15 protein-coding genes are annotated in these 16,345 nt (G+C 69.4%); 13 read left to right on the top strand and 2 right to left on the bottom strand.

The annotated features are described in order from the left end of the window. Positions 1-230: 230 nt before the first annotated feature. Positions 231-1,157 (top strand): ABC transporter ATP-binding protein, encoded by a 927-nt coding sequence (locus C1I99_RS19200; protein ID WP_111135603.1) that lies wholly within the window; start codon positions 231-233, stop codon positions 1,155-1,157. A 15-nt stretch (positions 1,158-1,172) separates the two neighbouring features. Here C1I99_RS19200 and C1I99_RS19195 read toward each other — a convergent pair whose 3' ends face one another. Next, positions 1,173-1,454, bottom strand: coding sequence for a flavin reductase (locus tag C1I99_RS19195; RefSeq protein ID WP_111135602.1), 282 nt, complete (start codon positions 1,452-1,454; stop codon positions 1,173-1,175). A gap of 464 nt (positions 1,455-1,918) precedes the next feature. Here C1I99_RS19195 and C1I99_RS19185 point away from each other — a divergent pair, with 464 nt between their 5' ends. The 5 genes from C1I99_RS19185 (at position 1,919) to C1I99_RS19165 (ending at position 4,538) form a co-directional block, all read left to right on the top strand. Beyond that, a complete protein-coding gene (locus C1I99_RS19185; RefSeq protein WP_233512592.1) occupies positions 1,919-2,722 on the top strand; it encodes a helix-turn-helix domain-containing protein in 804 nt (267 codons plus the stop codon). Further along, positions 2,713-2,901 carry a DUF397 domain-containing protein gene (locus C1I99_RS19180; protein WP_111135599.1) on the top strand — a complete coding sequence of 63 codons (189 nt, stop codon included), beginning with the start codon at positions 2,713-2,715 and terminating at the stop codon, positions 2,899-2,901. The genes C1I99_RS19185 and C1I99_RS19180 overlap by 10 nt, the downstream gene beginning before the upstream one ends. Before the next feature lie 48 nt (positions 2,902-2,949). Next, positions 2,950-3,141 carry a DUF397 domain-containing protein gene (locus C1I99_RS19175; RefSeq protein ID WP_111135598.1) on the top strand — a complete coding sequence of 64 codons (192 nt, stop codon included), beginning with the start codon at positions 2,950-2,952 and terminating at the stop codon, positions 3,139-3,141. 152 nt (positions 3,142-3,293) lie between these two features. Then, positions 3,294-4,004, top strand: coding sequence for an RHS repeat-associated core domain-containing protein (locus tag C1I99_RS19170; protein ID WP_233512591.1), 711 nt, complete (start codon positions 3,294-3,296; stop codon positions 4,002-4,004). Positions 4,005-4,067: 63 nt separating this feature from the next. Next, entirely contained in the window at positions 4,068-4,538 is a 471-nt protein-coding gene (locus tag C1I99_RS19165) for a hypothetical protein (RefSeq protein WP_111135596.1), read from the top strand. Positions 4,539-5,555: 1,017 nt separating this feature from the next. Here C1I99_RS19165 and C1I99_RS19160 read toward each other — a convergent pair. Continuing rightward, entirely contained in the window at positions 5,556-7,046 is a 1,491-nt protein-coding gene (locus C1I99_RS19160; protein WP_111135595.1) for a non-reducing end alpha-L-arabinofuranosidase family hydrolase, read from the bottom strand. 671 nt (positions 7,047-7,717) lie between these two features. Here C1I99_RS19160 and C1I99_RS19155 point away from each other — a divergent pair. The 7 genes from C1I99_RS19155 (at position 7,718) to C1I99_RS19125 (ending at position 16,338) form a co-directional block, all read left to right on the top strand. Beyond that, positions 7,718-8,056 carry a hypothetical protein gene (locus C1I99_RS19155; protein WP_146603991.1) on the top strand — a complete coding sequence of 113 codons (339 nt, stop codon included), beginning with the start codon at positions 7,718-7,720 and terminating at the stop codon, positions 8,054-8,056. A gap of 1,218 nt (positions 8,057-9,274) precedes the next feature. Further along, a complete protein-coding gene (locus C1I99_RS19150) occupies positions 9,275-10,069 on the top strand; it encodes an ABC transporter permease (protein ID WP_233512590.1) in 795 nt (264 codons plus the stop codon). 12 nt (positions 10,070-10,081) lie between these two features. Then, complete coding sequence (locus C1I99_RS19145; RefSeq protein WP_111135592.1) at positions 10,082-10,891, top strand: ABC transporter permease; 810 nt, start codon at positions 10,082-10,084, stop codon at positions 10,889-10,891. 61 nt (positions 10,892-10,952) lie between these two features. Beyond that, entirely contained in the window at positions 10,953-12,059 is a 1,107-nt protein-coding gene (locus C1I99_RS19140; protein WP_111135591.1) for a YihY/virulence factor BrkB family protein, read from the top strand. A gap of 310 nt (positions 12,060-12,369) precedes the next feature. Then, positions 12,370-13,548: an ROK family protein gene (locus C1I99_RS19135; RefSeq protein ID WP_111135590.1), complete on the top strand. Its 1,179-nt coding sequence runs from the start codon at positions 12,370-12,372 to the stop codon at positions 13,546-13,548. A 103-nt stretch (positions 13,549-13,651) separates the two neighbouring features. Next, positions 13,652-15,214 carry a sugar ABC transporter ATP-binding protein gene (locus C1I99_RS19130; RefSeq protein ID WP_111135589.1) on the top strand — a complete coding sequence of 521 codons (1,563 nt, stop codon included), beginning with the start codon at positions 13,652-13,654 and terminating at the stop codon, positions 15,212-15,214. Then, on the top strand, positions 15,211-16,338 hold the full coding sequence (locus tag C1I99_RS19125) for an ABC transporter permease (protein ID WP_111135588.1): 1,128 nt from the start codon (positions 15,211-15,213) through the stop codon (positions 16,336-16,338). Before C1I99_RS19130 ends, C1I99_RS19125 begins: the two co-directional genes overlap by 4 nt. The last annotated feature ends 7 nt before the right edge of the window (positions 16,339-16,345 follow it).

The raw sequence follows: 16,345 nt of genomic DNA, 5'->3' as shown, positions 1-16,345 counted from the left end.
CCACCACCCCCACCGACACCTGACCGCCTACCGGCGCGCCGCGCCCCCCGGCGGGGGTGACCAGCCCCGCGCGTGCCCGGCGACGGCGGTGCCCCGCCCTGCGGCGTGCTCCTGATCAGTGACGCTTGAGCGGTGGCTGGCCCGGCGTGTCGTGCCGCCACCGCGCCGACGATCGTGACGAGGCGGAAACTCGGTGGGGAGTGTCGGACCCGCCGGTTAGGGTCGGTCTCGTGACCAAACCACTCATCCAGGCGCGGGGGCTGGTGAAGCGGTTCGGCGACTTCCCCGCCGTCGACGGCATCGACGTCGAGGTGCGCGCCGGCGAGGCGTTCGGCTTTCTCGGGCCCAACGGCGCCGGAAAGTCCTCCACGATGCGGATGATCGGCTGCATCTCCCCGCCCAGCGGGGGCGAGCTGCGCATCCTCGGCATGGATCCGGTGCGCGACGGGCCGGCGATCCGGGCCCGCCTCGGCGTCTGCCCCCAGCTCGACAATCTCGACCCCGAGCTGACCGTCCGGGAGAACCTGACCACGTACGCCCGCTACTTCGGCATCCCGCGCCGGGTGGCCCGGGCGCGCGCCGCCGAGCTGCTCGACTTCGTCCAGCTCGCCGAGCGGGCCGACAGCAAGGTCGAGCCGCTCTCTGGCGGCATGAAGCGGCGGCTCACCATCGCCCGCGCCCTGGTCAACGAGCCGGAGATCATGCTCCTCGACGAGCCGACCACCGGGCTCGACCCGCAGGCCCGGCACCTGGTGTGGGAGCGGCTGTTCCGGCTCAAGCAGCAGGGCGTGACGCTGGTCCTCACCACCCACTACATGGACGAGGCGGAGCAGCTCTGCGACCGGCTGGTGGTGATGGACGGCGGGCGGATCGTCGCCGAGGGTTCGCCCCGGGCCCTGATCGAGCGGCACTCCACTCGGGAGGTGGTGGAGCTGCGGTTCGTCGCCGAGTCGCAGGAGGCGTTCGCCGGCAAGGTCGACGGGCTGGCCGAGCGGGTCGAGGTGCTGCCGGACCGGATCCTGCTCTACGTCGCCGACGGCGACGCGGCGCTGGCCGAGGTCCACGCGCTCGGGCTGACCCCGGCCAACGTGCTGGTCCGGCGCAGCAGCCTGGAGGACGTCTTCCTGCACCTCACCGGCCGCACCCTGGTCGACTGACCGGTCCGCCCACCCTCAGCTGTCGCGGGCCTTCGCCCACGTTAGGAAGCGGTGGGACAGCTCGCCCGGCGCTTCCCGGCCGCCCGGCCTGCTCGGCGGGGACGCCCGCTCGCTCAGCCCGGCCAGGTCGGTCATCGCCTCGTGCAGCAGGGTGCCGAGGTAGATCAGCAGCGCCGTCCGGTCGTGTCGGTACTCGCCGAGCAACGCCAGCCGAGCCGGCGAGCACGGCCAGGCGACGCCACAAACCCGGCAGCGCCAGGAGGGCCGGGCCGCGACGTGGGGGCGATAGCGGGGCATCAGTCCTCCCACCGCACGACCTGCGGCAGTGTGGACACTGCGGGTAAATCCCTCACCAGTGGCCCCCGTTCGCTCGCCACTCCTGGGCCCGGGTCAGCCTCCCGGGGCGTCCCGGCCCGTTCGTCGGGAAGACCTCCGTCGGCGCGGTCGCCCACGCCGGGCGTTCGTTGGGCGTACGGCTCGGGAAGCCCGGCGTACGCCGGGGGAGCGGCAGGGGCGGGCTAAGGCGCCGGCAGCGCCAGAGTCGCAATCGCATGACGGAATCTCCTTCGCCTGGGTGGGGCGCCCCGGTCATCCGCTCGGGACGCCCCGGCCTGGTTCCGCCCGCCGTCTGTCACCCGTGAGCGGTCCCGCTGGCTGACAGTCTGGTGAGGACACCACTACGCTGGGCAGAGGTGCCACGCGGACGCTGATCGCGTCCGTGGGCCGATCGCCCCGGTACGCGGCAGGTACGGAGGTTGTCCGTGGAACGCTCGCCCATGCTCGACCACTTCGCCGAGGAGCTGCGGCTCGCGCGGTTCACCAGCGAGATGTCGCAGAGCGCGCTGGCCGAGGCGCTGAGCTATTCGGCGGCGCTGGTGGCGAAGGTGGAGACCCGCGAGCGCCGGCCGAGCCAGGACTTCGCCCGGCGGTGCGACGCGGTGTTCGGCACCGACGGGCGGTTCGAGCGGATCCAGAAGCGGATCAACGAGGAGACCGTCGTGCCGTGGTTCCGCGACTGGGTAGGCATCGAGCAGGAGGCGACGGCGCTGCGCACATTCGAGCCCCTGTGTGTACCCGGTCTGTTACAGACCGAGGGGTACGCTCGCGCGCTGCTGTCCGGAGGCGGGTTGTTCGCGCCGGACGAGATCGACCAGCAGGTGACCGCCCGGATCGACCGGCAAGGCGTGCTCACCCGCGACCGGCCACCACTGCTCAGCGTGGTCGTCGACGAGCACCTGCTGCGCCGCCGTATCGGTGGGCCGGAGGTGATGCGCGACCAGCTTCGCCATCTGGTGAAGGTCGGCTCAACCCTGCCGCGGGTCCGGATCCAGGTCGTGCCGACGTCGGCCGGGGCGTACGTTGGGCTCGGTGGGCCCTTCGTGATCGCCACCGCACCACAAGGGGAGGACCTCGTCTATCTCGCAGGGCAGCGCCACGGGCAGGTGATCGACCGCGCCGATTACGTGCGGCAGATGGTCGAGGTTTGGGAGTCGATCCGTGGTGAGGCACTATCGCAGCAGCAGTCCCTCGATCTTATGGCGGAAGTGGCGGAGACATGGACCTGACCGGTGCCCGGTGGCGCAAGAGCACCCGCAGCGGCCCCGATGGCGGCAACTGCGTGGAGGTGGCTGACAACCTGCCCGGCGTGGTGGCGGTACGTGATTCGAAGGACCCGGGCGGCCCGGCGTTGACGTTCGAGCCCGCCGTGTGGCGGGCGTTCGTCGCAACTGTTGCCCGGCGGTAGAACCTCATCTCCGGGGAGGGTCGCTTGATGGCGGGAGGTGGCGGAGACATGGACCTGACCGGCGCCCGGTGGCGCAAGAGCACCCGTAGCAACGGCAGCGGCGGTGCCTGCGTGGAGGTGGCTGACAACCTGCCCGGCGTGGTGGCGGTACGGGATTCGAAGGACCCGGGCGGCCCGGCGTTGACGTTCGAGCCCGCCGTGTGGCGGGCGTTCGTCGCCCACGCCGCCGGGCGGAAGTAGCGGCCCTCGCCGTACGACAGCGCCCGCTCCCGATCACAACGGGAGCGGGCGTTTCGGCTGTCCTGACGACCTTGAGGACCGCGAGGAAGTGCAGCGGAGACCGGGAGCGGCAGACGCTTCGGCTGACCGGGACATGCGGGGACAGGATCCCGTTGCGGACGTTCACCCGGCCCGTGTCCGGCCTCTCCGCGATTCCGGGCATCTTCAACAGCGAGAGCTCTCAGGTCGACTGGCAGATCACCAACCTGCACGGCGACCTCGTCGCCGCGATCCACGGCGACGACGAGGGCCTATCCAGCACCAGCGAAGCCACCGAGTACGGCACACCCCGCAACCCCGACGACATCGGCGCGCAGCGGTACGGCTGGCTCGGCGCCAAGCAGCGGGCCGCAGACACGCCGTCGGGGATCGTCCTGATGGGCGTCCGCCTCTACAACACCGTCACCGGCCGCTTTCTCCAAGTCGACCCGGTCGACGGAGGCAGCTGCAACGCGTACGAGTACACCTGCGGCGATCCGGTGAACAAGGAGGATCTCGACGGCAAGTGGATCTCAATCGCCCTCCGCGCCGGGGCGGCGGCCTGCAAGATCGGCCGCTGGTGCATCCGGTCGGCAAAGTGGGCCGGCAAGCAGTGGTGGCGCTACGCCAAGTTCATGGGCAAGAAGTACTGGGGCGCTGGAAAGTGGTTGTGGAACCATGCCCGGTCGGCCGCGTCGGCGCGACCCAAGTGGGGCTTCTGGAACTCACGGAATACGGTGATCGGTTTCAAGTACCGTAGTTACACATACGGGAGTTACCGGTACCTAAAGTTGGACCGCCGCGACGGCTACCGCAGTACGTCCACTGGGTCCGAGGCAAAATGAATTCCAAGGGCAAGCACAAGGCGTTGTACCACTACAGGTGGTGGGGAAGGCGCGTGCACTAAGATGGTGACTGAATTCTTTACTCATCCCGCGCTCGGGCTGGTCGCGACTGACGACCTGAGCACCCCGCTTCCACTGGTCGAGTCTGACCTGCCGGATTGGTGGAACGAACTAGACGAGGAACGGCAGGAGGCTGCGTTCGACGCTTGGTGGCGGTCGTTGGCGAAGTGGCTGAGTACCCGAGGCGCTGACCAGTTCAGCGTTGATGTCCTAGAGCCGAGCGACCGGCGGTCGTTGGAATCGGCCGACGGCGTGACGACCCTTGGCAGAGGCCGGCACACCGGTACCTGGACCCCTCGTGCCGCCGACGTCCTCGGCAGCACGGTGAGCCCGCAGCGAATGGAGATCAACGGCGGCGGCCGGCTGCTGCTACAGCTCACGGGGAACTGGGAGGGGGTCTGTATCCGGTGCTCAGACGAGGAGGCTGAACAGTTGCACGCCCTGTTCGCCGAGGCGCCAGTGCGGCCGTCATAGCGTTCACCTGAAAATGAGCCCTCGGCTTCGGCGGTGTCGAACCCGAGGGCTCATCCCCGTCAGGTAGTCGCCGAGGCGGGTGATCTCCATGGTGATCATTGTTGGCGCGCGGCCGCGATCCTGCGCGAACCGCCCGCGGCATGTCTGCCCACGTCGGTGCCCCTCTTAATCCGCGGGTTCGGGGTTCGAGTCCCTGGCGGCGCACCAGCAGCATCCAGGGGGCATAGTCGATCGGCTATGCCCCCTGGATCATGAGGGTGGATGCATGCTCGCCAAGACGCACCGCAGGTGACCAAAGCGGGGTGGGTTCTTGCCGTGATGGGTTTCCTGCTCTGGGCGCTCTCTCCGGTGCTCTGGATAGCGGGCAAGCTTCCCCTGGACACGAGCCTATTCACTGGCTCAACTGCTTTGATCCCGTGGTTGACTTATCTCGGTACCAGGAAACCTCGGCGGTGATGATCTAGTTGGTCGGGCTCGCCCCCAGCTCAGGGCCCCGGAGTAGTCCGCGAATGTCCCCTTTTGCCTAATCTTGTTCTGGGGGACCGTGTCCGGATGAGGAGCGAGCACGACACTTGTGGATCATGAAGTTGTCTACGCTTCAAGACTCACCAAGGGTGTCGTGCTCGCTGTGTCATCATCGCTCATCGCCGGGGCGGGTCACGCCGCGGCTGCCTCGCGGCAGGGTATGGCAGCGAGGCACGAAATCCCTCTGAGCGCGTTGTCGTTCCAGGTGATCTCGCCGACGGTGAAGCGGAAGCCTGTCGACGGTCCGGGGCCAGGCCCGGTGCACCTTGATCTGGTCGGGTTGCTCGCTCAGTTGCAGCCAGAAGAAGCTGTCGCTCGGACAGTGGGTGATCCGGGCTCCGCGTGCCAGGCGGGCTCGGCCTTGCACCGAGCCCGCCCTTTAGTTCCACCCGATCCTGATCGCGAGCCGTGACAACGCTCACCCGGTTCGGCGTACGTCGTTTGCCCACGAACGTCAGGAACACTCGAGCCGGACCTGCGTCACGCCACTGGCTAGCGCTGCAGTGTCAGCAGGCCCGGCCGGTACGGCAGGAGGCCGTAGTCCATGCCGTCGGAGCTGGGGTCGCGCCCCTGGTAGAGGAACTGGAGATTACACGGGTCGACGGTCTTGGTCTGGTCGGGGTTGGTGCGAACCAGATCGCCGTGGCTGATGTCGTTGGTCCAGGTGGCGCCGCTGTTGGCCTTGCCGGCGAAGGGGTTGTTCTCGGTTGCGGCCTGCGGTGTCCACGTACCGTCCAGGCTGGTGGCGGTGAACGAGCGGAAGAAGCGGCCGTTGTTGCCCTGCGCCTCGACGATCATGAGGTATTGGTTCTGGCCCTGGATCTTGTAGACCTCAACCGCCTCGAACAGGTTGGCCGCCGTGTCGCTCATGATCTTCGTGAACGACGAACCGAAGCTGCCCGGGAAGTTGCCGATGGGCATGCTGGCGCGGTAGATGCCGCCGAGGTCGTCGGCGAAGAACATGTACATGTTCGTGTCGTCGGCGATGAGGGTCTGGTCGAGGGGGGCCCCAGCCGGGAGGGTGCCCGTGAACAGCTGCTGCTGCGCGGACCAGCCGTTGGGGTTGGTGGGGTCGCTCGAGGTGCGGTAGGAGAAGGTGTCTGGCCAACCCCACTGGTAGGCGAGCACCCAGATGTTCTTCGGGGCGAAGTACAACAGCGTCGGCGCGACGGCATTGAAGGACATTCTGTTCTGGGTGGCCGACGCCATGTCGGACCAGTTTGTGAAGGGGCTGAAGGCCGTCGATTCCCAGGCCCCGGCGTCGCCGGCGCCGGTGTCGTGCGTCGTGGCATAGACGATGTTCTGGCCGTTGTGGACGACGGCGGTGAAGTCCTTGAGTGCGACCCACCCCGACTCCGGCTCTGCCAGCGGGCCGGTCGATGTCCAGCGGTAGCTCGACGGAAGAGCACATGCGCTGCCCCCATCGACCCGGATGAGCTGCCACTGCTGGTTGCTGCCGTTCCGGTCGTCCCACTGCTGGATGTTGGCGCCGTCGGCGGTCGACAGGCCCGCCACCTCGGCGACCTTGCCGCTGTTGCGGTTGACCAGCCGGACGTAACCGCTGTCGGAGTCGGCCAGCCGGAACTGCTGGTTGGTGCCGTTAGCGTCGGCCCACTGCACGATCGCCCCACCGTTGGCGGTGGAGAAGTTGAACACGTCGGCGACCTTGCCCGAGTGGCGGGCCTTCAGCCGGTAGTAGCCGCCGCCGGAGTCCACGAACTGGAATTGCTGGTTGTTGGCGTTGGTGCGGGTCCACTGGATGAGCCGGGCGCCGTCGGCGGTGGACGCGCCGTGGACGTCGAGGGCCTTGCCACTGTTGCGGTTCACCAGCACATACCAGGCGGTGGTGTCCACCGTAGCGGCCGACGCCGGCGTCTGGGCCACCGTGAGCAGCCCGCCCACAACCGCCACGACTGCCGCAGCGGCTAACCCCGACCGCCACCGACGACGCCACCTCGCGGGGCGCGCAGATTCAACCGACATAGCATCTTTCCCTTCATGATTTGGACCGCCGACATGAAGCGAGCCGGGCAGTGGTTGGTGAGCGGCCCACTGGCACAGGCATAGACGTCTACATATGTGAGCGCTAACATTGACGGCCAGACATCGCCCGGTGCGTCAACCGTCAAATGCGGCACCCGGGTTGGGTGTGCAGATCCCCCGCGGCACCGGTCGGTCGCCCAGCACCCCGACATGCGGCTCGACGTGACCGCGCAGCGCTGCCGCATCAGGCCCGGACGAGCGATGACCGACCGTCCATGCGGCCGGTTACACGTTCGTGTCCAATGAGTTGCGGCACATCTTCAGCGATCAGCGTGGGGCAAGTCAACCCCCGTGGCCACCCTCCGCGACATCATCCGCGGCACCTTCCGCCTCACCGGCTGGATCAACCGCCAGCGCCCGCCGCGCTCACACCACGCCCACAGCCGCCCTCAACCTCCACGGCATCCCATGATCAAGCGGACATTCCCGGACTACTCCGGGGCCCTGGCCCCCAGTTGGCCAAGCTTGGATGGCGGCGTTAGCGCCAGTGGCGCCACGGTCCCTTGGGATCGTGGCGCCGCGTCGCCGCAGGTGGTCAGCCAGCCGCGGCGTCCTGCACCTCACCGGCCGCACCCTGGTCGATTGAGGGGCTGTATCCGCCGGATGGTCCGGTGCCCGTAGCATCGGCCGGACATCTGGCCGCCGGTGGGCTCGGGCGCGACGAGCGGCGGTGCCGGTGTCGGTTGTGGCGGGTCGGCTGCGGCGGGCAGGACGGGCTGGGAGTGCTCTACCTCGGCATCTTCGCCACGGTCTGGTTCAGCGTGCCGGCCGCGGAGCAGCCGCTGCGCGGCGCGCTGATGGCCGGCAGCGTGGCGGCGCTGCTCACCGCGATCGGCGGCGGCATCGTCACGGCCCGGTCCCGGGGCGCGGACGCCGGCGATGAGCTGCACATACCCCGCGTGACACCGCACGCCGGACGTCACCCGCGAGCGGGTCCGCTCGTGGACTGACAACGCCAGTGGTGCAGAGGTGCAGTCGGTGCACCACTACGACGGGGACGAGGACAGTCCGTCGTGGACGCAGGAGAACGGCTGACCGCTTCACTCGGCTGGTCTCGGGCCCGTCGGCGATGGCGGGGATCTTCGACAGCGACAGACGCAATGACCCTGGGTGCCCCCGGGTGGGCGTGAAACGTTGCTGCCTGGGGTTTGTGAGCCTCGGCTCGAGGGCGGTACATTGTGGAAATGTCGGAGCGTGAGCAGCTGAACCGTAGACAACAAGAAAGGTGAATCAATGACATCTTTGTTGAGGCACGCAGAAGCTGCGGTTCTTTGTATAGTGTTGACAACTGTTTCCTTGATCGCCTTCCCTGTTACCGCCAGCGCAGGAGCCAGCGCAAGCGCGCCCACGTGGAGCGAGGTGTGCGCGCGGTCGTACTCCAGTTGCCAGACCGGCGAGTACTGGTACTACGACGGGGGAGAGCCGGACGACGACCCGCGCACCGCCGATCAGTGCAGCTCAGGAAACCTCGCGAGAATCTGTGTTGCAACTTATGGAGATTATGTATACGTCAAAGACCTAAGAAGTGACGGCAGGGCTGCGATAGGTCTTGTATGGTCCAGAAGCGGTATCCCCGATCGGTACTGTCGAAACAATCAAGGGGCTAACGTTTGGGTTAGATGCAACTTCAACTGGGCCGAGGGCTACCACAAGGCATATACCGGATCATATGAAGGGGGAACCCAGATCATGGACTGTTGTTATAACCGGTTTGAGTTCTGGGATTAGCCTTTCCGGGTTGCTGCCGCTTCGGTGCGAGAGTCGGTTGGGTCGGCTGGGAATCGAGGGTGGATGCAGGCTCGCGAAGACGTTACCGCAGGTGACCAGGGCGGGATGGGTTCTTGCCGTGACGGGTTTCCTGCTCTGGGCGCTCTCTCCGCTTCTCTGGTTAGTGGGAAAGCTTCCCCTGGACACGAGCCTATTCATTGGCTCAACTGCGTTGCTCCCGTGGTTGGTTTGTCTCGGTACCAGGAAACCTCGGTGGTGAGCTCTTGCTGGTCGGGGCCGCCCCCGGCGGTCGGCCCCGACGACACTCCGCTTGCACGTCTTTGAGGGCCGGGGGAGCAGGAAACTGGCGCGACAGCGCCGGTGGCCGATCGTAGGGTGGCGGTCATGTCGTACCCGGCCGGTAGGAAGGCCGATGTGGGCGGGAAACAGGGGTGGTCGGGGTGAGCGTGGCGGTGCGGGCGCGGCCGACGCCGCCCCGGGTGCCGGCGCTCGCGGTGCTGGCGTACCACCTGGTCGGCTACCGGCGCACCTGGCGGGCCGGGGTGTTCTCGTCTTTCCTGCTGCCGGTGCTGACCGTGGCCGGCTTCGGCTTCGGTGTCGGTGCGTACATCGACCAGGGCGTCGACGGCGTGCGCTACCTCGACTGGCTGGTGCCCGGCCTGCTCGCGTCGACCGCGGTGCAGGTGGCCATCGCCGAGTCGACCTGGCCGGTGTTCGGCAACTTCCAGTGGACCAAGACCTATTTCGCGCAGAGCACGGCACCGCTGCGGGTGGCTGACATCCTCACCGGCCACCTGGCCTTCGTGCTGTTCCGGGTGCTCAGTGCCAGCGCGGCGTTCCTGCTGGTCACCGCGCTGTTCGGCGCGCTGGTCTCGCCGTGGGCGGTCACCGCGCTGCCGGTGGTGGCACTGCTCGGCCTGGCCGTGGCCGCGCCGACGTTCGCGTACACCTCGGCGGTGTCCACGGACAGTTGGCTGGCGATGCTGTTCCGCTTCGCGGTGATCCCGATGACCCTCTTCGCCGGGGTGTTCTTCCCGGTCGAGTCACTGCCCGTGGCGCTGCGCTGGCTGGCGTACGCGACCCCGCTGTGGCACGGCGTCGACCTGTGCCGGGCGGCGACACTCGGCGTCGCTCCCCAGTGGTCGGTCGCCGGTCACCTGCTCTACCTCGGTGCCTGGGCGCTCGCCGGCTGGCTGCTGGCCCGGGCCGCGTTCCGGCGCCGGCTCGTCATCTAGGGAAGGCATCTGGTGGTCAGTCTCGTCCTGCCCCGGCTGGTCGACGTCTCCGCCGCGTCCCGGCGGTCGGTCTCGGTGGCCGAGCGCAACGTCGCGGCCCTGAGGTCCGTCTACTGGCTGCTGCTCATCTCCGGTTTCGTGGAGCCGCTGCTCTACCTGCTCTCCATCGGCGTCGGGGTGGGCGCGCTGGTCGGCGACCTCACCCTGCCCGGCGGCGAGGTCGTGACGTACGCCGCGTTTGTCGCGCCGGCGATGCTCGCCTCGTCGGCGATGACCGGCGCGCTGGCGGAGACGACCTTCAACTTCTTCGGGAAGATGAAGTACATGCGGCTGTACGACGGGGTGATCGCCACCCCGGTGCAGCCGTTCGAGATCGCCCTCGGCGAGCTGGGCTGGGCGATGCTGCGGGGCAGCGCGTACTCGGCCGCGTTCCTGGTGGTGATGGTGGTGATGGACCTGACCACGGCGGTGCGGGGGTTGGTCGCGTTCCCGGCGGCGGTACTGGTCGGCTTCGCCTTCGGGGCGCTCGGCATGGCGATCACCACCTTCATGCGTAGCTGGCAGGATTTCGACCTGATGGGCTCGGCGCAGTTCACCCTCTTCCTCTTCTCCGGCACGTTCGTCCCGGCGGAGGCGTATCCGGCCCTGCTGCGCTGGATGGTCGAGGTGACCCCGCTCTATCGCGCCGTGCACCTGATCCGCGACATCTCCGTCGGCACCGCCGGCTGGGCCTGGCTGCTCGACGTGCTCTACCTGCTCGCCGTGCTGGCCGTCGGCCTGCTGGTCGCTTCGCGCCGGATGGGCAGGCTGCTCTACCCGTAGGGTTGACCGCCGCCACCGCCGGGCATGTCGCAGGGACACAGCCGACCACGAGGGAGGGGCGATGGCCTCCGACGAGACGTCCGCCCGCGGCGGGCGCGACCGTGACGGGGCGCCGGCCGCCGGCCGGGCCGGCGGTGACCGCCGCGCGGGCCCCGCCCACCCCGCCGACCGGTCCGCGCCGGGTCGCGGCGGGCGCACCGGTCCGGTCAGCCCGGACGACGGGCCGGACCGCCCGACCGAGCTGCCGGGCATCCGGTGGAGGGCGGCCCTGCGTCGCACGTTCCGGGAGTTCCAGGACGACAGCCTGATCGACTGGGCTGCGGCGTTGACCTATTTCGGGGTGCTCGCCATTTTCCCCGGCCTGCTGGTGCTGGTCTCGATCCTCGGCCTGCTCGGGCCACGCGCGACCGAGGGCGTCAAGGACACCGTCAACCAGGTGGTGCCGGAGGAGAACATCCGGCAGATCGCCGAGAGCGCGATCGACCAGGCGCAGCAGACCGGCGGGTTCGCCGGCCTCGCGGCGATCCTCGGTCTGCTTGTCGCGTTCTGGTCCGCGTCCGGCTATGTCGCCGCGTTCATGCGTGCCTCGAACACCGTCTACGACGTGCCGGAGGGGCGGCCGATCTGGAAGAAGCTGCCGATCCGGATCGGCGTCACCGCGGTGATCGGCGTGATGCTGCTGGCCAGCGCGCTGATCGTGGTCTTCACCGGCGGCCTCGCCGAACAGGTCGGCGAGGCGATCGGCCTCGGCTCGACGGCGGTGACGGTGTGGAACGTCGCCAAGTGGCCGGTGCTGCTGGTCCTGGTCAGCCTGATCTTCGCCCTCCTCTACTGGGCCTCGCCCAACGCGAAGCCCGGCGGCTTCCGCTGGGTCACCCCGGGCAGCGTGCTGGCCGTGGTGATCTGGCTGGTGATCTCCGGCCTCTTCGCTCTCTACGTCAGCAACTTCGGCTCGTACAACAAGACGTACGGCGCGCTCGCCAGCGTGATCATCTTCCTGATCTGGCTCTGGCTGAGCAACATCGCGATCCTGCTCGGGGTGGAGTTCGACGCCGAGCTGGAGCGCAGCCGCGCCATCACGGCCGGTCACGGCGAGGACGAGGAGCCCTACGTCGAACTGCGCGACCACCGCAAGCTCCGCAAGAGGCGCAACGCCGGCCGCCGCTGACCCCCGGTCGCCGACCCGCCCCGCCGGCCGCCCCCGACGGCGGGCGGTCTGGGTACGAACGGAGTTCGCGCGGGGCGCCCGGGTATCCGGGGACGTCCGGGCTGCGGGTGGTGTACACGGAGCGAGATCGCCCAGGCCGCAGCCGGTGATCCTTTACTTGATCCACTGATAGCTTTTGTTCTGGCGGACAAAAGTTGATGTCAGATTCGCTGAAGCTCTGGACAGCTGCCACGGAAGACTCCTACTGTGTCGGACACGACACATCGACGTTGCGTCGATGTGAAGCACGGCCCATGAAGAGGTGAGTCCGGTGCGGACCGTCGACCCCCTGCACGTACGGTTGTTGCGGCTGCTGCGCGACGAGGGGGCGGTCTCCCGGGCCGAGCTGGGCGACCGGCTGCAGATGCCGCGGCCCCGGCTGCTCGCCGAACTGGAGCGCCTGGTCGGCCTCGGCTACGTCGCCGAGGCGGGCCTCGCCGCGTCCCGGGGCGGGCGGCGCTCCACACTGGTCGAGCTGAGCCCGCACCTGCGCTTCGCCGCCGTGGACCTCGGCGCCAGCTCGATCGACGTCGAGGTGGTCAACGGCCGGCTGGAGCCGGTCGCCGCGTACGCCGAGGCGGCCGACATCCGCTCCGGCCCGAAGGTCACCCTGCAGCGGGTCAACGAGCTGCTGCACAAGGCGAAGGTGGACGGCGCGTACGAGCGGCTCGACGCGGTCGGCATCGGGGTGCCGGGGCCGGTCAGCTTCCGCGACGGGGTGCCGGTCTCCCCGCCGATCATGCCGGGCTGGGACCGTTTCCCGGTCCGCGAGCTGCTCACCCGCGAGCACGGCTGCCCGGCCGTGGTAGACAACGACGTCAACATCATGGCGGTCGGCGAGCGGCACGGCGGGGTCGCGCACTCGGTTGACGACTTCCTCTTCGTGAAGATCGGCACCGGGATAGGGTGCGGGATCTACCTCAGCGGCGAGGTCTACCGGGGCACCGACGGCTGCGCCGGCGACATCGGCCACATCCAGGTCGACTCGCACGGTCCGATGTGCTCCTGCGGCAACGTCGGCTGCCTGGAGGCACTGTTCAGTGGCGCCGCGCTGGCCAAGGACGCCACCGCCGCCGCGCGCAGCGGCACCTCACCCACGCTGGCCGAGCGGCTCGCCGGGCGGGGCGCGGTGAGCGCGATCGACGTCGCCGAGGGCGCCGTCGAGGGGGACGTCACCTGCATCCAGCTGATCCGTGACGGAGGGCGGCGGGTCGGCGGCGTACTGGCCGGGCTGGTCAGCTTCACCAACCCGTCCATGATCGTGATCGGCGGTGGGCTCGCCCAGCTCGGTCACATCCTGCTGGCCGAGATCCGCAGCGTGGTCTACCGCCGGTCGCTGCCGCTGGCCACCGGCAACCTCCCGGTCGTCCTGTCCGAGCTCGGGCCGCGTGCCGGGGTCGCCGGCGCCGCCGTGCTCGCCAGCGACGTGGCTTTCGCGGAGGCGTCATGAGCGAGCGTCAGCGAGCGGATCACCGGCACGGCCCGACGGTGCTTCGGGACGGCACGCAGCGACGCGGATCGCCGGCACGAGCGAGCAACCCGAGGAGGTCGTCGTGACAGATGCCCCGCTGGTCGAAGCCCCCGCCGGCACCGTCGCGGGCGAGGTGGTCCTGCGCCTCACCGACGTGGTCAAGACCTTCCCCGGCGTTCGGGCGCTGGACGGGGTGCAGCTGGAGGTACGCGCCGGCGAGGTGCACTGCCTGCTCGGGCAGAACGGCGCGGGCAAGTCCACCCTGATCAAGGTGCTGGCCGGCGTGCACCGCCCGGACTCCGGGCAGGTGCGGTGGCGGGGCGAGCCGGTCAGCTTCGCCAACCCGCAGGCCGCGATGCGTGCCGGCATAGCCACCATCTACCAGGAACTTGACCTGGTCGAGGACCTCTCGGTCGCGGAGAACGCCTTCCTCGGCCACGAACCGCGCCGGTTCGGGTTCATCCGCCGCGGCCGCATGGCCCGGCGGACCCGGCAGATCCTCGGCCGGCTCGGCCACGCCGAGATCCCGCCAGGGCGGATGGTCCGCGCGCTGCCCGCCGCCGGCAAGCAGATCGTCAGCATGGCCCGCGCCCTCTCCCACGAGGCACGGCTGATCATCATGGACGAGCCAAGCGCGGTGCTGGCCCACGACGAGGTGGGCAACCTGTTCCGGATCATCCGCGAGCTGACCGCCCAGGGCATCGCGGTCATCTACATCTCGCACCGGCTGGAGGAGATCCGCGAGATCGGCGACCGGGTCACCGTACTCAAGGACGGCCGGACCACCGCGGCGAACCTGCCGGCCCGCGACACCCCGACCCGCGACCTGGTGAGCCGGATGACCGGCCGCACCATCGAGTACGTCTTCCCGGAGCGTCCCGCCGCCGACCCCGGCGGCGAGGAGCTGCTGCGGGTGGACGGGCTGACCCGGGCCGGCGAGTTCGCCGACGTCTCGCTCACCGTCCACGCCGGGGAGATCGTGGGCGTCGCCGGGCTGGTCGGCTCCGGCCGGTCGGAGCTGCTGGAGACGATCTACGGCGCCCGGCGTGCGGAGGCCGGCTCGGTGCGGATGGCCGGCAGGGTGCTGCGTCCCGGCAGCGTGCAGGCGGCGGTCCGAGCCGGCATGGGCATGGCGCCCGAGGAGCGCAAGAGTCAGGCGCTCCTGCTCGGCGAGCCCATCTACCGCAACGTCACCCTGGCCACCTTCGGCCGGTACGCCCGGATCGGCTTCACCGACGCCGGCCGGGAACGCGCCGAGGCCGACCGGGTCGCCGAGTCCCTGGAGCTGCGTCCCCGCGACGTACGCCGGCCGGTGCGCACCCTCTCCGGGGGCAACCAGCAGAAAGTCGTGGTCGGACGGTGGCTGCTCGGCGACACCCGGCTGCTGCTGCTCGACGAGCCCACCCGGGGCGTGGACGTCGGCGCCCGCGCCGAGCTCTACCAGGTCATCCGGGCCCTCGCGGCCCGCGGTGTCGGCGTGCTGCTGGTCTCCAGCGAGGTGCCCGAGGTGCTCGGCCTGGCCGACCGGGTGCTGGTGATGCGGGAGGGACGGGTCGTCCGTGAGGCCCCGGCCGGCGAACTCGACGAGAACAGTGTGCTCGACCTCGTCATGGCGGGGTCCCTGATGGAAGGCGCACCGGCATGAGCGATGTGACTCCCACCCCCACCGCGGCGCCGGAGCGGGCGACGCAGCTGCCGGCGCAGTCACCGCCGGTGGACCCGGCGCAGGCCGCGGCGGCCGGACGGGCGGCGAGCGGCGGCGGCCGGCTCTCCTGGTGGCGCGGCGACGGCGGCGACGGCGTCCGGCGCAACCTCGGCCTGATCGCGGTGCTGGCGGTGCTGATCGTGATCGGCATGCTCACCCGCCCCGACCTCTACTCCAACCCGGACTGGGTGTGGGGCAACGTCCTCAGCATCCTCAAGCTGGCCTCGGTGGTCGGCGTGGTCACCGTCGGGATGACCTTCGTGATCATCGGCGGCGGCATCGACCTGTCGGTCGGCGCCATCGTCGCGCTGGCCGGCGTCTGGTGTACCACGGTGGCCACCCAGAGTTACGGCGCCGGTGGCATGATCTTCAGCGCGCTCACCGTCGGGCTAGCGGTGGGCCTGGTCAACGGCCTGCTCATCTCGTACGGCCGGCTGGTGCCGTTCATCGCCACCCTGGCCATGCTGGTCGCGGCCCGCGGCCTGGCCGCGGAGATCTCCGACAAGCAGACGCAGGTCTCCGACAACGCCACCATCAACGGCATCGCCAGCACCGACGTGCTCGGCATCCCGCTGCTGGTCTACATCCTCGCCGCGGTGGTCGCGGCCGGCTGGGTGCTGCTCAACCGGACCACCTTCGGCCGCCGCACCGTCGCGGTCGGCGGCAATCCGGAGGCGGCCCGGCTGGCCGGCATCGACGTCAAGCGGCACACCGTGCTGCTCTACGCGCTCTCCGGCCTGTGCTGCGGCATCGCCGCCATCATGCTCACCGCCCAGGCCACCTCGGCGCAGGCGGCGATGGCGAACCTCTACGAGCTGGACGCGATCGCCGCCGCGATCATCGGCGGGACGCTGCTCAGCGGCGGGCGGGGCACCATCATCGGTTCGCTGCTCGGGGTGGTCATCTTCGCCACCATCACCAACCTCTTCGCCATCAACGGCCTCTCCACCGAGGCCCAGAACATGGTCAAGGGCGGCATCATCGTCGCCGCCGTCCTGGTCCAGCAGGTGCAGTTCCGCAGCCTCACCCAGTTCCTCGGCCGCAACCGGCTCACCACCACCTGACCCCACC

The organism is Micromonospora deserti, from assembly GCF_003236335.1.
In the GTDB taxonomy this organism is placed as follows: domain Bacteria; phylum Actinomycetota; class Actinomycetes; order Mycobacteriales; family Micromonosporaceae; genus Micromonospora; species Micromonospora deserti.
The sequence above is the reverse complement of the archived record's forward strand: the minus strand, read 5'-3'. Positions and strand labels throughout refer to the sequence as shown.

What these genes read in the sequence shown, in the direction of transcription:
- C1I99_RS19195 (WP_111135602.1), bottom strand. Translation starts at nt 1,454, where the DNA reads ATGCCCCGCTATCGCCCCCACGTCGCGGCCCGGCCCTCCTGGCGCTGC.
- C1I99_RS19180 (WP_111135599.1), top strand. Translation starts at nt 2,713, where the DNA reads ATGGACCTGACCGGTGCCCGGTGGCGCAAGAGCACCCGCAGCGGCCCC.
- C1I99_RS19175 (WP_111135598.1), top strand. Translation starts at nt 2,950, where the DNA reads ATGGACCTGACCGGCGCCCGGTGGCGCAAGAGCACCCGTAGCAACGGC.
- C1I99_RS19165 (WP_111135596.1), top strand. Translation starts at nt 4,068, where the DNA reads ATGGTGACTGAATTCTTTACTCATCCCGCGCTCGGGCTGGTCGCGACT.
- C1I99_RS19160 (WP_111135595.1), bottom strand. Translation starts at nt 7,046, where the DNA reads ATGTCGGTTGAATCTGCGCGCCCCGCGAGGTGGCGTCGTCGGTGGCGG.
- C1I99_RS19140 (WP_111135591.1), top strand. Translation starts at nt 10,953, where the DNA reads ATGGCCTCCGACGAGACGTCCGCCCGCGGCGGGCGCGACCGTGACGGG.
- C1I99_RS19125 (WP_111135588.1), top strand. Translation starts at nt 15,211, where the DNA reads ATGAGCGATGTGACTCCCACCCCCACCGCGGCGCCGGAGCGGGCGACG.